Here is a 17144-nt window from a genome sequence, read left to right as displayed (position 1 = left end):
TGCCGTGCTCATGAGCACGCGGAGTACTAGCGTGAGCGCATGATGCGATCACTCAGGTCCACTACCGCCCTGGTCGCGGCCGCACTGCTCGCCGCGACACTCACGACAACCACCGCGGCGGCCGCGCCCGAAGTATCGGCCGGCAAGTCCAAGCCCGTCGTCCGGTGCGAGTTCACCCCGACGCCGGAGAACCCGGCCGCGAAGCCGGTCCGGATCCCCTCCCCAGTCGCCAGGGCGAAGGGCACGGTCGACGTGTACTTCGTGACGAACTACGGGCCGTTCGTGGTCCGGATGGACCGGGCGAACGCGCCGTGCGGCGTGCACAACTTCGTGCACCTGACGAAGAGCCGGTTCTACGACTGGACCCAGTGCTTCCGGCTGACGAACTCGGCCCGGCTCGGCGTGCTCCAGTGCGGTGACATCTACCGGCAGGAGGAGGGCGGCCCGGGTTACAAGTTCCCGGACGAGGTCACCGGCCAGGAGACCTACCCGCGCGGCACGGTTGCCATGGGCAACCAAGGTCCTGGGACCAACGGCAGTGAGTTCTTCGTGGTGCACTCGTTCGCGAACATCCCGCCGAACTACACGGTGCTCGGCCACGTCATCTACGGCATGAGCACGTTCGACCGGATGGTCGCGGCCGGTATCGCCGACCCCGACCAGGACGGCCCGCCGGTGCACCCGATCCGGCTGCTGAAGGTCTTCACCCTCGGCTGATCACACTCTGTCCTGAAAGGCGAACCGATCAAGTGACAATCCAGGTCATCGTGCTGAACGGCGGCTCGAGCTCCGGCAAGACCGGCATCGCCCGCTGCCTGCAGGCGATCCTGCCGCGGCCGTGGCTCAGCCTCAGCGTGGACGACTTCGTCGACGCGCTGCCGCCCTCGCTGGTGGACTCGGGCTCGGGCTCGGGCTCGGGTTCGGGCATCGCGTTCGGGCAGCAGGGCGAGGTCATCGTCGGCGAAGGTTTCCGGGAGCTGGAGGCCGCCTGGATGGCCGGGATCGCAGCGATGGTCCGGGCCGGGGCGCGGGTCATCGTCGACGACGTGTTCCTGGGCGGCGCCGCCTCCCAGGAGCGCACCCGCGCGCAACTGGAAGGGCTCGAGGTGCTGTGGGTCGGGGTCCGCTGCGACGCCGCGATCGTGGCCGGCCGGGAGCTCACCCGGGGCGACCGGGCGGCCGGGATGGCCGCGTCGCAGGCGGAGATCGTGCACAAGGGCGTCGTCTACGACGTCGAGGTCGACACCGGCCACGCCGAATCCCTGGACTGCGCCCGCACCATCGCGGCGTACGTCAAGGACAGTCGAGCCTCCCCTCGAGAGCGCCCCGAGGGGAGGGTAATTCGGCGGTGCCGGGGCTAGCGTGAGGCCGTGAGCAGTAAGCGTGGCCGGCCGCGGCACCCCGACGTACTGACTCCCGCCGAGTGGCGGGTGGTGGACGCGGTCCGGCACGGGATGTCGAACCGGCAGATCGCCACCCGCCGCGAGATCAGTGTCGACGCGGTGAAGTTCCACGTCGCGAACGCGTTGCTGAAACTCGGCGTGGAGCGCCGCGCCGACCTGCGCACCTGGCGCGGCGTACCGGCCGACAGCGCCCTGCGAACCCTTCGACAAGGAGTCCCCGCGATGACCAGTGCGACCGTGCAACTCGGCGCCATCGGCCAGATCTCCCAGCCGGTCCGCGACATCACCACCGCCGTGGAGTGGTACGGCAAGGTGCTGGGCCTGCCGCACCTCTACACCTTCGGCGACCTGGCCTTCTTCGACTGCGGCGGCACCCGGCTGTTCCTCAGCGCGACCGAGGAGTCGCAGGCGAACGCCGAGCCGTCCGTCCTCTACTTCCGGGTGGACGACATCCAGACCGCGTACGACGACCTGCGCGCCCGGGGCGTCGAGTTCGAGAACGCCCCGCACCTGATCCACAAGCACGAGTCCGGCGTGGAGGAGTGGATGGCCTTCTTCCCCGACCCGGACGGCCACCTGCTCGCGATCATGGCGCAGGTGCCACCCGCCTGATCACTCGGCGGGTGGTTGCCAGACGTCGGTGCGGGTCATGCCGGCGGCGCGGCCCTTGGCGGAGATGACCAGCGCCATCTTGCGAGAGGCCTCGTCGATCATCTCGTCGCCGAGCATCACCGCGCCGCGGGCGCCACCGGCCGCGGAGGTGTAGTGGTCGTAGGCGTCGAGGATGTTCTCGGAGTGGTCGTAGTCCTCCTGCCGCGGCGAGTACACCTCGTTGGCGGCGGCGATCTGGTCCGGGTGCAGCACCCACTTGCCGTCGAAGCCGAGCGCCGCCGACCGGCCCGCCACCCGGCGGAACCCGTCGAGTTCCTTGATCTGCAGGTAGGGACCGTCGATCGCCTGCTTCCCGTGCGCCCGCGCCGCCATCAGGATCTGCATCAGGATGTAGTGGTAGGCGTCGCCGACGTCGTAGCCGGGCGGCTGCTCGCCGACCACCAGCGACTTCATGTTGATCGACGCCATGAAGTCGGCCGGGCCGAAGATGATCGTCTCCACCCGCGGAGACGCCTGGGCGATCGCGTTCACGTTGGTCAGACCGAGCGCGTTCTCGATCTGCGCCTCGATGCCGAGCCGGCCGATCTCCAGGCCGTGCACCTTCTCCAACTGGGTCAGCAGCAGGTCGAGGGCGACCACCTGCTCGGCGGTCTGCACCTTCGGCAGCATGATGCAGTCGAGGTTCGCGCCGGCGCCGGAGACCACCTCGATCACGTCGGCATACGTCCACTCGGTGGTCCAGTCGTTCACCCGCACCACCCGGGTCTTCTTGCCCCAGCCGCCCTCGTTCAGCGCGGCGACGATGTTCTTGCGGGCGTCCACCTTGGCGATCGGCGCGACCGAATCCTCCAGGTCGAGGAACACCTGGTCGGCGTCCAGGCCCTTGGCCTTCTCCAGGAACCGCGGGTTCGAGCCCGGGGTCGCCAGGCACGAACGCCTGCTGCGGAAGGCCTTGCCGGTGGTCGTCTCGTCAGCCATCTTCGCGATCCTTAGCCTCGGTTACCCGTCGGTCACTCGCAGCGTACGGCGAAAGCGCCCGCCGCAGCCCGGTGACATCCCTCACTCCCGCCGGAGCTGTGGCAGGCGTCACCGGACCTCCGCAGGTCCGGGCGTGTGGGACGCTTAGGCGGTGACGACGGAGCAGGCTGTTGCGGAGATCGCCGGGGTGATGAAGAAGGCGGGGCTCGTCTGGCTGTCCTGGGGCGGCGGACGTCCGGCGCCGGCGTGGTTCGCGGCGGTCGACGGCTCGTACGTCGTGCTCGCGGACAGGTCGGGCAGTGCGGAGCAGCCCCTGCCCGGACTGGCCGACGCAGGCGCGGCCCAGGTCGTAGTACCGGCGAAGCCTGCCACCACCCGCCTGGCCGGCTGGACCGCGCGGGTACGCCGCCTCGAGCCCGGCAGCGAGGAGTGGACGACAGCAGCCCACGTACTGCGGACCGAGCGGCTGAACGCGTCCGGCCTGGACACTCAGCTGGATCGCTGGCAGACAGAGGCCGACCTGCTCGTCCTGGAACCCACCGGGGAGATCACCGAGAACGCCGGGAACTACGACGACAGCTCGCGGCTGGAGTCACCGGCTTCTACTCCGGCCACCACCCGAGGTGCGCGCCCGATCACCTTGCACCGACGCTCCGTGCGTCGCCCGAAACTGACCTGATCATCCCGCCGGCCCGGGAAGCCGCTGCCTGCCGGGCCATGTCCTACGCCGTGAGAGGGTGACAAGGGCACTAATCTTCGAGTTATGAGCGGATCACCGTCGCGCGTCTACATCGCCCGGCTGGCCGGTCTCCCGGTGTACGACCCGAACGGGGACCAGGTCGGCAAGGTGCGCGACGTCGTGGTGATGCTCAGGCAGGGAACGCAGCCGCCCCGGGTGCTCGGGCTGGTGGTGGAGGTATTCACCAGGCGGCGGATCTTCGTGCCGATGACCCGGGTCACCTCGGTGGACGTCGGGCACGTGATCACCACCGGTCTGGTGAACATGCGGCGGTTCGAGCAGCGCCCGACCGAGGTGCTCGTGCTCGGCGAACTGCTCGACCGGACCGTCACGATCAGCGAGACCGGCGCCACGGCGGTCGTCTTCGACCTGGCGATGGAGCAGTGGCGGACCCGCGACTGGGTGCTCTCGAAGGTCGCGGTCCGGGAGGGGAGCAAGCGGTTCCGGCGCCGTGGCCAGACGCACGTGCTCGACTGGACCGACGTCAGCGGCTTCGCGCAGATGGAGGAAGGCCAGGGGGCGACGCACATCCTGGCCGCCTTCGAGTCGATGAAGGCCGCGGACCTCGCCGGCGTGCTGCACGAGCTCTCGCCCAAGCGGCGCAAGGAGATCGCCGCGGCGCTGGACGACGAGCGGCTCGCGGACGTGCTGGAGGAACTGCCCGAGGACGACCAGGTGGAGATCCTGGCCGCTCTGGACACTGAGCGCGCCGCGGACGTGCTCGAGGAGATGTCTCCCGACGACGCGGCCGACCTGATCGCCGAGCTCCCGACCGAGACCGCCGAGGCGCTGCTGACCCTGATGGAGCCGGACGAGGCCGAGGACGTCCGCCGCCTGCTGACGTACGAGGAACGCACCGCCGGTGGCCTGATGACCTCGGAGCCGGTGATCCTGCCCGCGGACGCCACCGTCGCCGATGCGCTGGCCCATGTCCGCAACGCCGAACTGAGCCCGGCCCTGGCCGCGATGATCTACGTGTGCCGGCCGCCGCTGGAGACGCCGACCGGACGGTTCATCGGGATCGGCCACATCCAGCGGCTGCTCCGCGAACCCCCGTCCGCACTCGTTTCCGGCGTACTGGACACCGACCTGGACGGGTTGCGCGCGGACGACAGCCTGACCACCGTGAGCAAGTATCTCGCCACCTACAACCTGGTCGCGGCTCCGGTGCTCGACGACCAGGGCCGCCTGCTCGGCGCGGTCACCGTCGACGACGTGCTCGACCACCTGCTACCCGACGACTGGCGCGACCCCGAACCCGAGGAGGTGGACCGCCATGCCCCGTGACGACCGCGGCACCGAGGAGCGTCGGCTGACCCGGTCCGCCGCCGCCCGGCTGGACATCCCCCGCGAACTGCGCCGCACCATCGTCCGCCGCCGCGCGTACGACGCGGACGCGTTCGGGCGGCTCTCGGAGCGGATCGCCCGATTCCTCGGCACCGGGCAGTTCCTCGTCTACATGACCGCGACGATCGTGTTATGGGTGGTCTGGAACATCTTCGCGCCGCAGAACCTGCGCTGGGACGAGTACCCGTTCATCTTCCTGACGCTGGCGCTCAGCCTGCAGGCGTCGTACGCGGCGCCACTGATCCTGCTCGCGCAGAACCGGCAGGAGTCCCGCGACCGGGTCCAGTACGAGCGGGACCGCGACGTGGACGCCCGGACCAGGGCCGACATGGAGTTCCTGGCCCGCGAGATGGCCGCGCTGCGGATGTCCGTCGGCGAGGTCGCCACCCGCGACTTCCTCCGCTCCGAGCTCCGCTCCCTGCTGGCCGAGCTCGAGCTCAAGGACCGTGAGGACGACCGGGTCTGACCCGGGTCCGGAGCCGGGCTGATCACGGACCTGATCGCCGGGATAGGTAAGGGTAGCCTTGCCGGGCCCAAGTCACAGTGGACTGCGGTCCTCCGGTGGACGGGAAGCACGTAGCCTGGTGGTATGGCCCCCACTGCTGATCAGGTGACCGCTGCGCTCGGTGGCGTGATTGACCCCGAGATCAAGAAACCGATCACCGAGCTCGGAATGGTCGAGTCCGTCCTCGTCCGCGAGGACGGGGTCGTCCACGTCCGGATCCTGCTGACCGTCGCCGGCTGTCCGATGAAGGACACGCTGCGGCGTGACACCACCGCCGCCGTGAGCGCGCTGGACGGCGTCACCGGGGTGGAGATCGACCTCGGCGTGATGTCGACCGAGCAGCGGGCGGCCCTGCAGACCCAGCTCCGTGGTGGCATGGCCGAGAAGGAGATCCCGTTCTCCCGGCCGGACTCGCTCACCAAGGTGTTCGCGATCGCCTCCGGCAAGGGTGGCGTCGGAAAGTCCTCGGTGACGGTGAACCTGGCCGTCGCGATGGCCGCCAAGGGCCTGTCGGTCGGCGTCCTCGACGCCGACATCTACGGCCACTCGATCCCGGCCATGTTCGGGGTCGCGGACGAGCGTCCGACCGCGGTCGACGACATGATCATGCCGGTGCCCGCGCACGGCGTGAAGGTGATCTCGATCGGCATGCTGAAGCCCAAGCGCGACCAGGTGGTCGCCTGGCGCGGCCCGATCCTGGACCGCGCTCTGGTGCAGATGCTCGCTGACGTCTACTGGGGCGACCTCGACGTGCTGCTGCTCGACCTGCCGCCCGGCACCGGTGACATCGCGATCTCGGTCGGCCAGCGGCTGACCAGCGCCGAGGTCATCGTGGTGACGACGCCGCAGGAGGCTGCCGCCGAGGTGGCCGAGCGGGCCGGCACGATGGCGCAGATGGTCCACCAGCGGGTCGCCGGCGTGATCGAGAACATGTCGTTCCTGCCCTGCCCGCACTGTGGTCCCGAGCACCGGATCGAGATCTTCGGCTCGGGTGGTGGCGCGCGGGTGGCCGCGACCCTGTCCCAGCGCCTCGGGTATGACATCCCCCTGCTCGGCGAGGTCCCGCTGGACGAGCGCCTGCGCAGCGGCGGCGACGTCGGTCAGCCGCTGGCGCTGTCCGACCCCGAGACCCCGGCAGCCCAGGTCCTGAGCCAGATCGCCGAACGCCTCGGCGGCAAGCCCCGCGGCCTCCTCGGCCGCCAGCTAGGCCTGTCCCCCGTCGGCCGCTAGCTGCTGTCGGCCGCTAGCTGCTGTTGGCCGTTAGCTGCTGTTGAATGGGCAGGGTGCCTTTCCCTGCCGAGACGCCTGTTCTGACCGACGGCGTGGTGACGCTGCGCGCGCCACGCCCCGAGGACCTGCCTGGCGCGATCGAACGCAACACCGAGGATCCGGACAGCACGTTCGGTGCTGACGACGCGCGGCGGTGGATGAGCTACGGGATCCCCGAGGCGTGGTCCGCCGGCACCCGGCTGGTCTTCGTCATCGAGCACCAGGGCCGGTACGCCGGCACGGTCGGGCTGGCGCCTGATGCCAACGGGAACGCGGGCGTGCACTACGGACTCGGCAGCTGGGCGCGAGGTGCGGGGGTCGCTTCCCGGGCGGTGCGGCTGGCTCTGGAGTTCGGCTTCACGGTCTGCGGGTTCCACGTCATCCACTGGTGGGCCCGGGTCGGGAACTGGCCGTCGCGCCGAGTGGCCTGGGCTGCCGGGTTCCGCCTGGGGCCGACGATTCCCGCGCTGGCGGAGGACCAGGGCCGTCGTACCGATGCGTGGACCGGGTGGATCGGACCGGGCGACCCGCGGTCGCCCCGGCAGCCGTGGCTCGTGAACCCGGTGCTCGAGACCTCCCGCCTGCGGCTGCGGACCTGGCGTGACGACGAGGTGGACCGGATCACCACCGCCCGGACGAACCAGGTGACGGCCCACTTCCTGCCGTTCCTCCCCCAGCCTTTCACCGCCGAGGACGCGCGATTCTGGCTGAAGGACATGGCCGAGCAGGCCGCCGCCGGACTCCGGTTCAACTGGTGCGTCGCCGATCGCGGCACAGATGTTGCCCTGGGCAACGTAACGCTCTACAACGTGGCCACCCGGATCGACAGTGAACTCGGGTACTGGGCCCACCCCGACGCGCAGGGCCGCGGCCTGATGGCGGAGGCCCTGCGCGGGGTCGCCGACTGGTACTTCTCCCCGGCCGGCTTCGGCGGCCGCCGCCTGGTCATCCGCACCGCCGCCGGCAACAAGGCAGCCCGCCGGGTCGCCGAGTCAGCAGGTTTCAGGTTGAGGGGCCTCGATCGCGCCGCCTTCGCCCTGGGCGACAAGACCGTCGACGACCGAGCCGTCTACGACCTCCTCCCCACGGACGATCAGCTGTAGGCGTCGGCCTGGATGCGGTAGAGGGCGGCGTACTGGCCGTTGCGGGCGAGCAGGTCCTCGTGGCTGCCGGACTCGACCAGCCGTGATCCGTCCAGGACGACGATCAGGTCGGCCATCCGGACGGTGGAGAACCGGTGCGAGATCAGGATCGTGATGCGGCCGTCCGTGTTGTCGCGTGCCGTCTCCGCATAGCGCTCGAACAGTTCGTGCTCCGTTTCGGCATCCAGCGCGGCCGTGGGCTCGTCCAGGACCAGCAGCAACGGACGGTCCCGCATGAAGCCACGAGCGAGCGCCAGCTTCTGCCACTGGCCGAAGCTGACCTCGGCTCCGTCCGGCCAGGTAGGACCGAGTTGCGTCTCCAGCCCGTCCGGCAGCCGATCGACGACATCCTCCGCTCCAGCACGACCAACCGCGGTGGAGACCGCTGACTCCTGGTCGAAGCGAGGCAGATCGCCGACCCCGACGCTGTGCTGGGCGCGGAACTCGAACCGGAAGAAGTCCTGGAACGCGCCCGCCAACCGATCCCGCCAGTTGTCGGTTCGCATCCGCGACAGCGGCCTGCCGTCCACCAGGACGCGCCCGGAGGTCGGCTCGTACATCTTGGCCAGCAGCTTCACCAAGGTCGACTTGCCCGCTCCGTTCTCACCGACGACCGCGATCACCCGGCCGGCAGGCAGGTGCACCGAGACGTCGTCGAGCACCAGGCGATCCGTGCCCGGGTAGGCGAAGGACACGTGCTCCAACCGGATCCCGTCGTCCAGCCGCTCCGGTACGTCGATGTCGGCCTGCGCGTTGAACGCCTCGGCGTAGTTCTCCAGCCAGACAAGTCGGCGGGAGCCGTCGAGCCAGATCCCGCGGAGGAAGCCGATCTCCCCCACGGTCGCCCCGACGTACGCCGACAGCCTGGCCCCGGCCGCGAGGATCAGCAGGACGTCGCCGACCGAGCCGTCGAGGCCGACAGCCACCAGCACCACGGCACCGACGTACGCGGCGCTGAAGATCGCCCAGGCGAGGGCATGCCAGGCGGCGCTGATCCAGCGGACCTTGGCGATCGGGCGGTACCAGCGCTCCCACTCGCTCCGTCGGCGGATGACCAGGTCCGGGCCGATCCCCGTCACCCGGACCTCCTTGCCGGCCGCAGCTGTGGTCGCAGTACGGAACAAGTGATCCGCCAGCCTGCTGTACGACGCGTGGCGTTCCTCGGTGACCCGCTCGATCCCCGGGCGCCAGGCGGACGTCAGCACGGTCGGCAGGGCGAAGACAACGAGCAACGCCAGGATCGGGTCGATGGAGACGAGCAGGGCGATGGTGACGCCGAGCCGGAGGATCCAGCCGCAGGTCGAGAACAGCGACATGTACATGTGGTCGAGTACGAACACCTGTTTGCGCAGGACCGACAGCCGGTCCAGGTAGTCGCGGCGCTCGTGGTGCTCGATGGTGGATACGGAGGCCTGCAGCCGGGCGACGTGCGCCTCCAACGCGATCGTCACGCGGTCGCGGAACCGCCGGGACACCCGGGTGCTGACGGTGCGGAGCAACCAGGTCGCGGTCACCGAGGTCGCCATACCGGCGGTGGCCAGGATGACCTTGGAGCGATCCTCTTCCAGCAGGCCGTCGGCGAGGATCTTCAGCAAGAGGGCGAGCAAGGCATCGGGGATCGCGGCCAGCAGGGTCATCGAGAAGGCGAACACCAGCAACCCGGGCTCGTGCTGGTAGCCGAGCTTGCACAACCGCCACATCGCCGGCAACGCCTTCGGCATCCGATCGGGGTCCGGTCCGGAGGTGCTCCCGGATGTCTGCTCGGTGGTCGGTTCGGCGGTCAGCTCGTCCGGCTCAGAGGACGTCATAGGTCAGTCCTTCCTCGTCGGTCTCGGCCGTGAACCGTCTGGCCTGCAGGTCGAACATCGTCCGGTAGCGGCCGTCCAGTGCCATCAGTTCGTCGTGGCCGCCGAGCTCGATCACCCGGCCCTGCTCCAGGACGCAGATCCGGTCGGCATGCCGGACGGTGGAGAACCGGTGCGAGATCAGGATCGTGGTGACGCCACGCGTCGCGGCCAGGATCCGGTCGAAGACCGTCGCCTCCCCGCGGACATCGAGCTGAGCGGTCGGCTCGTCGAGCAGCACCAGACCCGCGCCCTCCCGCACCGCGCAGAGCGCCCTCGCCAGCGCCACTCGCTGCCACTGCCCGCCCGAGAGATCGGTGCCACCGTCATAGCCCTTGGCCAGTGGAGTGCTGAGCTCCGCGAGCCCATCGGCACCGGCATCCCTCAACGCAGCAAGGATGTCTTCGTCCTTCGCCCCCGCCGGCGCGACGTTGTCCCGGAGCGGCAACTCGAAGCGGATGAAGTCCTGGAACACCGCGGTGACCTGCTCTCGCCAGGCATCCACGGACAGGTCGCGCAGGTCCTTGCCGTCGACCTCGATCGCGCCGCTGTCCGGGTCGTACAGGCGGCACAGGAGCTTGGCCAGCGTGGTCTTGCCGGCACCGTTGCGCCCGACCACCGCGAGCGAAGTACCGGCGGGGATCGTCAGGTCGAGGCCGTCGAACACCTTCCGCGTCGCGCCCGGGTAGGCGAAGGTCAGGTCGCGGATGCGGAGGTCGCCGGGGACGGCTGCGACTGGCGACGGGTTCATGACGAGAGCGCCCCTCGGTGCCATCGCCGGCCGCAGACGCTGCACTGCCGCCACCGGCGCCGAGGCGCCGTCCAGCGACCAGTTCAGGCCGCCGAACGCGACCATGGAGACGCCGATGGCCAGTTGCGCATTGGTGATCAGCGCGTCCAGGCCGATCCGGCCGTCGAGCGCTGCCGACGCCAGCGCCCAGAACACCAGGCCGTTCCCGACGGCGACGACGAGCAGACTCCAGGCCAGTGGTTGCTCCCGCAGCCGGGTCGCTTCATGCTGCAGGCTGAACAACCGGCGTCGCCGCTCGGTGAACCGCTCGACCGCCCAGTCGGCCAGCCCGAACAGCCGCAACTCCTTCGCCGGCTCGGGGTCGACGGCCAGCTGATAGGCGTACGACGCGTGCCGCTGGGCCGAGCGGACCTCGTCGGTGTTGCGGTCGCGCCAGACCCCGCTCTCGCGCAGCAGCCAGTGAGTCGAGCCCCAGGCCACCAGCAGCACGATCGGCGCCCACCAGGTGAAGTTGAACAGCACGACCGCGCAGGCGATCCCGCCGAACAGTTCCACCAGGCTGCCGGCGATGAAGTCGACGTTCAGGTACATCGGCGGTCCGGTCTGGCCGCGGTCGAACTCGCGAGCGACCTCCAGATCCTCGGCCAGGCCCGGGTCCTCGAGGTGGCCGATGCCCGGCGGGTCGACGCAGGCACCGGCCAGTTCGTCGTTGAGCCAGGCGGCGACCCGGCTGCCGAGGTTGGAGCTGACGGCCTGGTGGATCGGCATCAGCACCTGCATCAGCACGAAGGTGATACCGACCCCGGTGAGCGGTGCGGCCAGTTCCCCGCTGTGCTGGACGGTCCCGACCAGGTGGCCCATGGCGAGCGCGAAGAGAGCGGGGAGGGCGCCGCGGGTGAGCAGCAGCAACCACCAGAGCGCTGCCAGTGGCGCACTCGCGCGGGGCAGGACGGTGAAGAACTGCCACTCCGGGCGACTGCGGACACGGGCGATCATGCCGACAGCGTGACAGAGACCGCCGACGCTTTCTTGACGATTTGCCGGATCGCAACCGGGCTCAGGCGATGCCTGAGGAGATCAGGTGGCTTCGGGGTCGAAGGGGGCGCGGACGCCGGCGGGGAGACGCTGCGGGGTGTCCATCGCGTCCATCGACGAGACCGGCTTGTCCTCGTCGAACTCGTCGTCCATGCCGTCCAGCAGGTGCTTGCGGACGAAGCTGCGCGGATTCAGGTCGCGGACGTCGAGGTCGGCGAACTCCGGGCCGAGCTCGTTGCGTAGGTCGTTCTGGGCGTTGTTCACCATCTGGCGGACCTGGCGGAGCAGCCGCCCGGCGGTCCGCGCGAACTCCGGCAACCGGTCGGGGCCGAAAACGAGCACCGCGACGATCGCGATCACCCCGAGCTCGAGTGGCCCGATGCCGAACATGTCCCCACCTCTCCGAACGTGGAATCCAACACCGCGGGACAGCGTAGCCCGCCCCTGGTCAGCCCGCGTTTCGGGCCGACCGTTCCAGCTGTGCCGGTCAGCCCGTCTGCGTGCCCAGCGTCACCGTGACCTCGCGAGGCTTACCCGCCCGCTCGAACTCCAGCCGCACGCTCTCGCCCGGCTGGTGCGTCCGGATCGCCACGATCAGCGCCTCGGCGGTCTCCACCACCTGCTTGTTGATCGAGGTGATCACGTCTCCGGTCCGCAGCCCGGCACGCTGCGCCGGCGAGCCTGCCGTCACCTCGCTGACCCGCGCACCGCCCTCGAACTGCATGTCGACGTTCGCGCCGATCACCGGGTACGACGCCTTGCCCGACGCGATCAGTTGCTGCACGGTACGCCGTGCCTGGTCGATCGGGATGGCGAAACCGAGGCCGATGTTGCCGCTGGTGCCCTCCTGGGCGCCGCGCACGGTCGCGATCGCGGAGTTCACCCCGATCACCCGGGCGTTCATGTCGACCAGCGGACCACCGGAGTTGCCGGGGTTGATCGCGGCGTCGGTCTGGAGTGCGTTGATGTAGGAGATCTCGCCCTCGCCGCCTGCCGTGACCGGGCGGTTCTTCGCCGAGATGATGCCGGAGGTGACCGTGCCGGCCAGTCCCAGCGGCGAGCCGATCGCCACCACGTCCTGCCCGACGACCGCGAGCTCCGACTTGCCGAACTGCACCGACGGGGCGTCCAGCCCGAGCACCTGGACGACGGCCAGGTCGTACGCCGGCGAGCGGCCGACCAGCCGCGCGGTGGCGGTCTTACCCTTCTGGGTCACCACCTGGATCGCGCCACCGGTCGCCGCCGCGGCGACCACGTGGTTGTTGGTCAGGATGTGCCCGGAGCCGTCGATCACGAAGCCGGAGCCGGTCGCGTTGGAGTCGTCGGCGCCCTCGACCTTCAGCTGGACCACGCTCGGCAGCAGCGTCTCCGCCACGGACGAGACGGACCCGCTGCGGACCTTGGGGTCGGCGACACCGATCGGCGGGCCGGACTGGTCGTCGATCGTGCCGCTGTGGTCCAGCGCGACGACGGTCGCGGCCGCACCGGCACCGGCGAGCAATCCGACGATCAACGCCACGATCGCGGCGATGCCGATCAGCCGGCCACTCTTCGGCGGCGGTGCCGGGGTGTACGCGCGGGCCTGCTGCTGGTGCCAGTCGAGCGGCGGGGGAGGCGTGTACGTCGGCTGGTAGGTCGGCCAGGCCTGCCCTGGATAGACCGGCCGGAAGAGCGGATCCTGCGGCTCGGGCTTCCCGAAGCTTCGCTGGCTGGTGGAACGCATCGGCCCCTGCTGCCGGTACGGCGCATCGCCCCCGGGCAGCGGAATCGGAGCAGCCCCGACACCAGCCGTCGGCGGCGTCAACGAGGCCAACGCGGGATTCCCCGGCGCAGCCCCGTTCGAAGCAGCGCCATTCGCGGTAGGACCACCCGCAGTACCGGTGGTGGCCGCTGCGCTGGATTGCGCGGTCGTCGGATCGGACGGGGGGACTACTGGTCCGGCGGTCAGGGGGTCCTTGGGGAGCTCACGGGTGGGTTCCGGGTCCGCGGGATCCCGCGGCGTCCGCACTGTCGGCTCGGCGTCATCCCAGCTCACGGTGCCCCGCCTCACGTCGTCGTTGTCTCGTGGTCGAAGTGCCCCGCCGGGATCGCCGGGAGGTACCCCCACACTTGATTATCCCAGCTTGTGGGAGAGAGCACCCATCGGAGTGAGCCAAGACGCGATTTTGGCCAGTCCCGTGCCCATTCTCTGGACAGCCGTGACTCTCGGTGGCGGCACGTGCGGGAAAGCCGCCACCACCTGGCCGAGAACGTCGGACGGCAGGTCGCCGACCAGCGTGTAGACGATCCCTCCGGACGACCAGACCGCGTACGACGGCATGCCGTAGCGCTGGTAGACCCGGGCGCCCTCGGGCGTCGTAGTAGCCGTGTAGCCCGCCACGGCGGCCGGGTCGAGCTGCCCGCGCTGCTCGAAGAGGGAGACGTTGAAGAGGCCGTCGGAGTACGAGAACTACAGGGACTTGGTCGCGGTGTCCTGGTGCACGTCGTACAGCTGAAGGGACGCGGGCAGCGCGGCCGAGCAGGTCCAGCCCTGCGAGCGGAGGTTGTCGACCTTGCTCATGCCGACCGACTCCACTCCACCCGGCGCCATCGGCGGCAAGTGCCCGAGGAACTCGGAGTCCTCGATCTCCAGCTGTGTGAACACAGTGGCGCGCACCATCGTCTTGCCGTCGACGTTGAACAGCTGCCGCTGCAGCAGCAGCCCGGTCGTCTTGTCGATCCAGAAGCGCGCGGCGAGGGTCTGGTCGTCTCGCAGTGCCTCGATCATCACGGCGGCCCGCCCGATGGTGTCCGTGCAGCACTTGTAGACCAGCTGGTACGTCGCTTGCAGCAGTGCGAGGGGTCCGCCGTCGATGGTCGGGCCGACAGCATGGTTGGCCCGCTGCACGAACGCCTTGGCGCCCGGTGATGCAGAGGATCCGAGCACGCTGATCTCGGTCCCCTGCGAGGCGGCGTGCACGACGTCGAGCATCGCCGAGCTCGAACCCTGCGGTCCCCAGGAGGTGATGATCTGGGTGCCGTGGAAGGAGACGAGGTCCGGAGCGGCCGCGGCGCGCGCCAGCCAGGTGACGGCCGACGGCGAGTCCTCGCGCTGGCCGGAGGGCGCAGGCGTGGCTGCTGCGGGCAGGGGCAGGCCGAAGCCGATCAGCGCGGTGCCGACCAGGACGGCGAGCCGGGAGAGGCTCACTCCTCAGCGCCCCGTCAGAGCCACCGGCTGCAGCGTCGGGCTCAGCCCGGCGTAGCCAGCCCCGTTGAAGGAGTTCAGCAGGGCCACCGGATCCGCGAACGGGGTTCCGTTCGTGGCGGCGGCGTAGTCGGACGAGAAGCTCGCCACGGGCGGCTGCAGCACCGGCGGCTGCTCCTGCCGCGCCGGGTCACCCAGCACGAACGCAGTACCGAGCAGTGACGCGACGGCGGCAGCCGAGCCGGCTGCACCCAGTACTCCGGTACGCCGGCGGGAGCGGGCCGCCGTACGGGTGCCGGGGCGGGTGGCTCCGGTCCGGGCGGCGGGGAACGCGGAGCGCTGCGGGCTGAGCGAGATCGCCGGCGTGAGCACCGGGCGGACCTCCTCGCGCGGCTCCGGGGAGAACGACGGAACGCCGAGCAGGCGCTGCATCAGGTCGGTCGAGGGCTCCGGGTCCGGCGTGGCCGCCAGGCGGGTCTTCAGGCGACGCTGGGCGTCCACCTCCGACCGGCAGGCGTCGCAGCCGACCAGGTGGCTCAGCACCCTGTCGCGGGAATCGTGGTCGAGCTCACCGTCGACAACGGCGCTCAGCTTGTCCAGGGGGTGTTGCAGCGTCACCGGTCGTCACCTCCGGCACCGAACGGCCCGTCGGCGGGCGGGCCACTGACACGGGTCTGGCCGGACCGCGGCGCACGGTGCTCGAGGTGCTTGCGCAGCATCGAGCGGCCGCGGTGGATCCGGCTGCGCACGGTGCCCAGCTTCACGTCGAGCACGTCCGCGATCTCGTCGTAGGTCATGCCCTCGATGTCGCAGAGCACCACGGCGGCCCGGAAGTCCTCGGGCAGCGCGTCCAGTGCGTGCTGCACATCGTGGTCGAACAGGTCGTGGTCGAGCTTCTCCGCCGGGCCCGAGCCCTTGGACGGCAGCCGGTCGTGCGCATCGTCGGGCAGCCCGTCGAAGCGGATCCGCTGCCGGCGGCGGGCGCCGTCCAGGAAGAGGTTGGTGGTGATCCGGTAGAGCCAGCCCTCGAAGGTGCCCGGCGTGTAGGACGACAGCGACCGGAAGACCCGGACGAAGACCTCCTGGGTCAGGTCCTCGGCGTCGTGCTTGTTGCCGGTCAGGCGGTAGGCCAGCCGGTAGACGCGGGCCGAGTGGGTCCGGACGATCTCGTCCCAGGACGGCAGCACCTCGGCGTCGGCCTCGGCCTGAACCTTGGACCGGGCCTCGGCGGGGGTCTGCTGGGGGGCGAACGCAGGCGCCACGGAGGTGTCGACCGGCTTCACGGCAACGCCTCCCTGGGTACCCGTCCTGCGATCCGCACTCTGCGGGGCAACGAGCGTGACCACCATGGTGCCGTGTTCACCGTCCTCTGCGCACGTCGGGGACACCCGGGTTGAACCCTGAGATGCCGGTACGACGGGTCAACGGCCTCCGTGACCGGGAAGTTCCCCGGCCCGGTGATCGCACTCGTAGTACTGGACGCGCGAGCTGACATCAACGTTTGAGTTTCTACTTCTCTTCGATCACGGCGATGGGATCCCCGTCCCGGACGACTTCGCCCTCGGAGACCTTCATCTCGGTGATGGTGCCCGCCACCTCGGCGAGCACCGGGATCTCCATCTTCATCGACTCCAGAATGACCAGGGTGTCCTCCGGGCCCACCGTGTCCCCGGCCTTGGCGGTGACCTTCTGGACGTTCGCCACCAGCTCTGCCACCACGGTGTGACTCAACGTGCACTCCTCTGCTCCTGGATCCTCGAGTCGATCCTAGGCCCGTCGCGAGCGGCTCTGCGCGCCCGGTACGACGCTACGCGGGTGCGGCTGGAACACGTCGGCGTACAGAAGCGGCGGGGGCGTCGCTCGGCCGGGTTCACGAAGACTCGCTCACAGTCTTCGGCGGCGCACGAGTCGATCGCCGCGAACCCGTGCCCGGCGGCGAACCCCGCCAGGCCGAGCGCAGTACCGGCGGCGAGCCACTCGGCCCAGTTCGCCTCCTGCCTCGCCACGTGCAGGTGCCACGGGGCACCGTCGTGGTCGGACAGATAGGGCCGTACTGCGTACTCGGCGAGCAGGTCGTTCAGGATTCTCGCGGCGTCGCGGGGCTCGGCGTGGAAGACCGGGCGGATCCGCTCGCGGACCGCCTTCACCTGGTCGAGGTCGTCCTCGTCGACGTCCGCTGTGGGCTCGCCATGGTCGAGCAGGAACCTTTCGAGCGCCTCGGGTGAGGTCAGCTTCTCCGGGTCCAGCGACTTGGTGTTCACCAGGTCCACCGCGAGCCGGATCAGCCGGTCCGGTGTCTGCAGGGTCTCCACGCGAGCCTCCTTTCCGGTGGCGG

Annotated in this window: 19 protein-coding genes; 8 read left to right on the top strand and 11 right to left on the bottom strand. The window is 70.0% G+C overall.

Annotated elements, in window-relative coordinates:
- Positions 1 to 39 precede the first annotated feature (39 nt).
- The 3 genes from EV644_RS33425 to EV644_RS33415 are packed head-to-tail and all read left to right on the top strand — an operon-like array spanning position 40 to position 2015.
- Positions 40 to 717 carry a peptidylprolyl isomerase gene (locus EV644_RS33425; RefSeq protein WP_132193537.1) on the top strand — a complete coding sequence of 226 codons (678 nt, stop codon included), beginning with the start codon at positions 40 to 42 and terminating at the stop codon, positions 715 to 717.
- Positions 718 to 749: 32 nt separating this feature from the next.
- Positions 750 to 1361 carry a chloramphenicol phosphotransferase CPT gene (gene cpt, locus EV644_RS33420; protein ID WP_132193535.1) on the top strand — a complete coding sequence of 204 codons (612 nt, stop codon included), beginning with the start codon at positions 750 to 752 and terminating at the stop codon, positions 1359 to 1361.
- 9 nt (positions 1362 to 1370) lie between these two features.
- A complete protein-coding gene (locus EV644_RS33415) occupies positions 1371 to 2015 on the top strand; it encodes a VOC family protein (RefSeq protein WP_132193533.1) in 645 nt (214 codons plus the stop codon).
- Here the strand turns inward: EV644_RS33415 and EV644_RS33410 are convergent, their stop codons facing one another.
- A complete protein-coding gene (locus EV644_RS33410) occupies positions 2016 to 2993 on the bottom strand; it encodes an HpcH/HpaI aldolase/citrate lyase family protein (protein WP_132193531.1) in 978 nt (325 codons plus the stop codon).
- 151 nt (positions 2994 to 3144) lie between these two features.
- On the opposite strand from EV644_RS33410, the gene EV644_RS33405 reads away from it, so the two are divergent.
- The 5 genes from EV644_RS33405 to EV644_RS33385 all read left to right on the top strand — a co-directional run bounded on the left by EV644_RS33405 (position 3145) and on the right by EV644_RS33385 (position 7956).
- On the top strand, positions 3145 to 3672 hold the full coding sequence (locus EV644_RS33405; protein ID WP_132193529.1) for a hypothetical protein: 528 nt from the start codon (positions 3145 to 3147) through the stop codon (positions 3670 to 3672).
- Between the two features lie 84 nt (positions 3673 to 3756).
- Positions 3757 to 5019 (top strand): magnesium transporter MgtE N-terminal domain-containing protein, encoded by a 1263-nt coding sequence (locus tag EV644_RS33400; protein ID WP_132193527.1) that lies wholly within the window; start codon positions 3757 to 3759, stop codon positions 5017 to 5019.
- Positions 5009 to 5545, top strand: coding sequence for a DUF1003 domain-containing protein (locus EV644_RS33395; protein WP_132193525.1), 537 nt, complete (start codon positions 5009 to 5011; stop codon positions 5543 to 5545). The genes EV644_RS33400 and EV644_RS33395 overlap by 11 nt, the downstream gene beginning before the upstream one ends.
- A 123-nt stretch (positions 5546 to 5668) precedes the next feature.
- On the top strand, positions 5669 to 6814 hold the full coding sequence (locus tag EV644_RS33390; protein ID WP_132193523.1) for an Mrp/NBP35 family ATP-binding protein: 1146 nt from the start codon (positions 5669 to 5671) through the stop codon (positions 6812 to 6814).
- A 53-nt stretch (positions 6815 to 6867) separates the two neighbouring features.
- A complete protein-coding gene (locus EV644_RS33385; protein WP_241999123.1) occupies positions 6868 to 7956 on the top strand; it encodes a GNAT family N-acetyltransferase in 1089 nt (362 codons plus the stop codon).
- On the opposite strand, the gene EV644_RS33380 is transcribed toward EV644_RS33385, so the two are convergent.
- The 10 genes from EV644_RS33380 to EV644_RS33340 all read right to left on the bottom strand — a co-directional run bounded on the left by EV644_RS33380 (position 7947) and on the right by EV644_RS33340 (position 17121).
- Entirely contained in the window at positions 7947 to 9803 is a 1857-nt protein-coding gene (locus tag EV644_RS33380; protein ID WP_241999122.1) for an ABC transporter ATP-binding protein, read from the bottom strand. The genes EV644_RS33385 and EV644_RS33380 overlap by 10 nt on opposite strands.
- Positions 9790 to 11586: an ABC transporter ATP-binding protein gene (locus tag EV644_RS33375; protein WP_132193521.1), complete on the bottom strand. Its 1797-nt coding sequence runs from the start codon at positions 11584 to 11586 to the stop codon at positions 9790 to 9792. The genes EV644_RS33380 and EV644_RS33375 overlap by 14 nt, the downstream gene beginning before the upstream one ends.
- An 81-nt stretch (positions 11587 to 11667) precedes the next feature.
- On the bottom strand, positions 11668 to 12015 hold the full coding sequence (locus EV644_RS33370) for a sec-independent translocase (RefSeq protein ID WP_132193519.1): 348 nt from the start codon (positions 12013 to 12015) through the stop codon (positions 11668 to 11670).
- A gap of 97 nt (positions 12016 to 12112) precedes the next feature.
- Positions 12113 to 13660 (bottom strand): S1C family serine protease, encoded by a 1548-nt coding sequence (locus EV644_RS33365; RefSeq protein ID WP_132193517.1) that lies wholly within the window; start codon positions 13658 to 13660, stop codon positions 12113 to 12115.
- Between the two features lie 78 nt (positions 13661 to 13738).
- Positions 13739 to 14005, bottom strand: a complete 267-nt coding sequence (locus EV644_RS46750) for a hypothetical protein (RefSeq protein ID WP_242001035.1) — start codon at positions 14003 to 14005, stop codon at positions 13739 to 13741.
- 69 nt (positions 14006 to 14074) lie between these two features.
- Entirely contained in the window at positions 14075 to 14812 is a 738-nt protein-coding gene (locus EV644_RS33360) for a sigma-E factor regulatory protein RseB domain-containing protein (RefSeq protein ID WP_242001034.1), read from the bottom strand.
- Positions 14813 to 14815: 3 nt separating this feature from the next.
- The gene (locus EV644_RS33355; protein ID WP_132193513.1) at positions 14816 to 15427 is read right to left on the bottom strand and encodes an anti-sigma factor family protein; all 612 of its coding nucleotides are present in this window, start codon (positions 15425 to 15427) and stop codon (positions 14816 to 14818) included.
- Complete coding sequence (gene sigE / locus EV644_RS33350; protein ID WP_132193511.1) at positions 15424 to 16158, bottom strand: RNA polymerase sigma factor SigE; 735 nt, start codon at positions 16156 to 16158, stop codon at positions 15424 to 15426. The genes EV644_RS33355 and sigE overlap by 4 nt, the downstream gene beginning before the upstream one ends.
- Positions 16159 to 16318: 160 nt before the next feature.
- The gene (locus EV644_RS33345) at positions 16319 to 16540 is read right to left on the bottom strand and encodes a biotin/lipoyl-binding carrier protein (RefSeq protein ID WP_112244158.1); all 222 of its coding nucleotides are present in this window, start codon (positions 16538 to 16540) and stop codon (positions 16319 to 16321) included.
- The gene (locus EV644_RS33340; protein ID WP_132193509.1) at positions 16537 to 17121 is read right to left on the bottom strand and encodes a CGNR zinc finger domain-containing protein; all 585 of its coding nucleotides are present in this window, start codon (positions 17119 to 17121) and stop codon (positions 16537 to 16539) included. The genes EV644_RS33345 and EV644_RS33340 overlap by 4 nt, the downstream gene beginning before the upstream one ends.
- Between the last annotated feature and the right edge of the window lie 23 nt (positions 17122 to 17144).

Origin of the sequence: Kribbella orskensis (assembly GCF_004342085.1) — a bacterium.
Classification (GTDB): Bacteria; Actinomycetota; Actinomycetes; order Propionibacteriales; family Kribbellaceae; genus Kribbella; species Kribbella orskensis.
The sequence above is the reverse complement of the archived record's forward strand: the minus strand, read 5'-3'. Positions and strand labels throughout refer to the sequence as shown.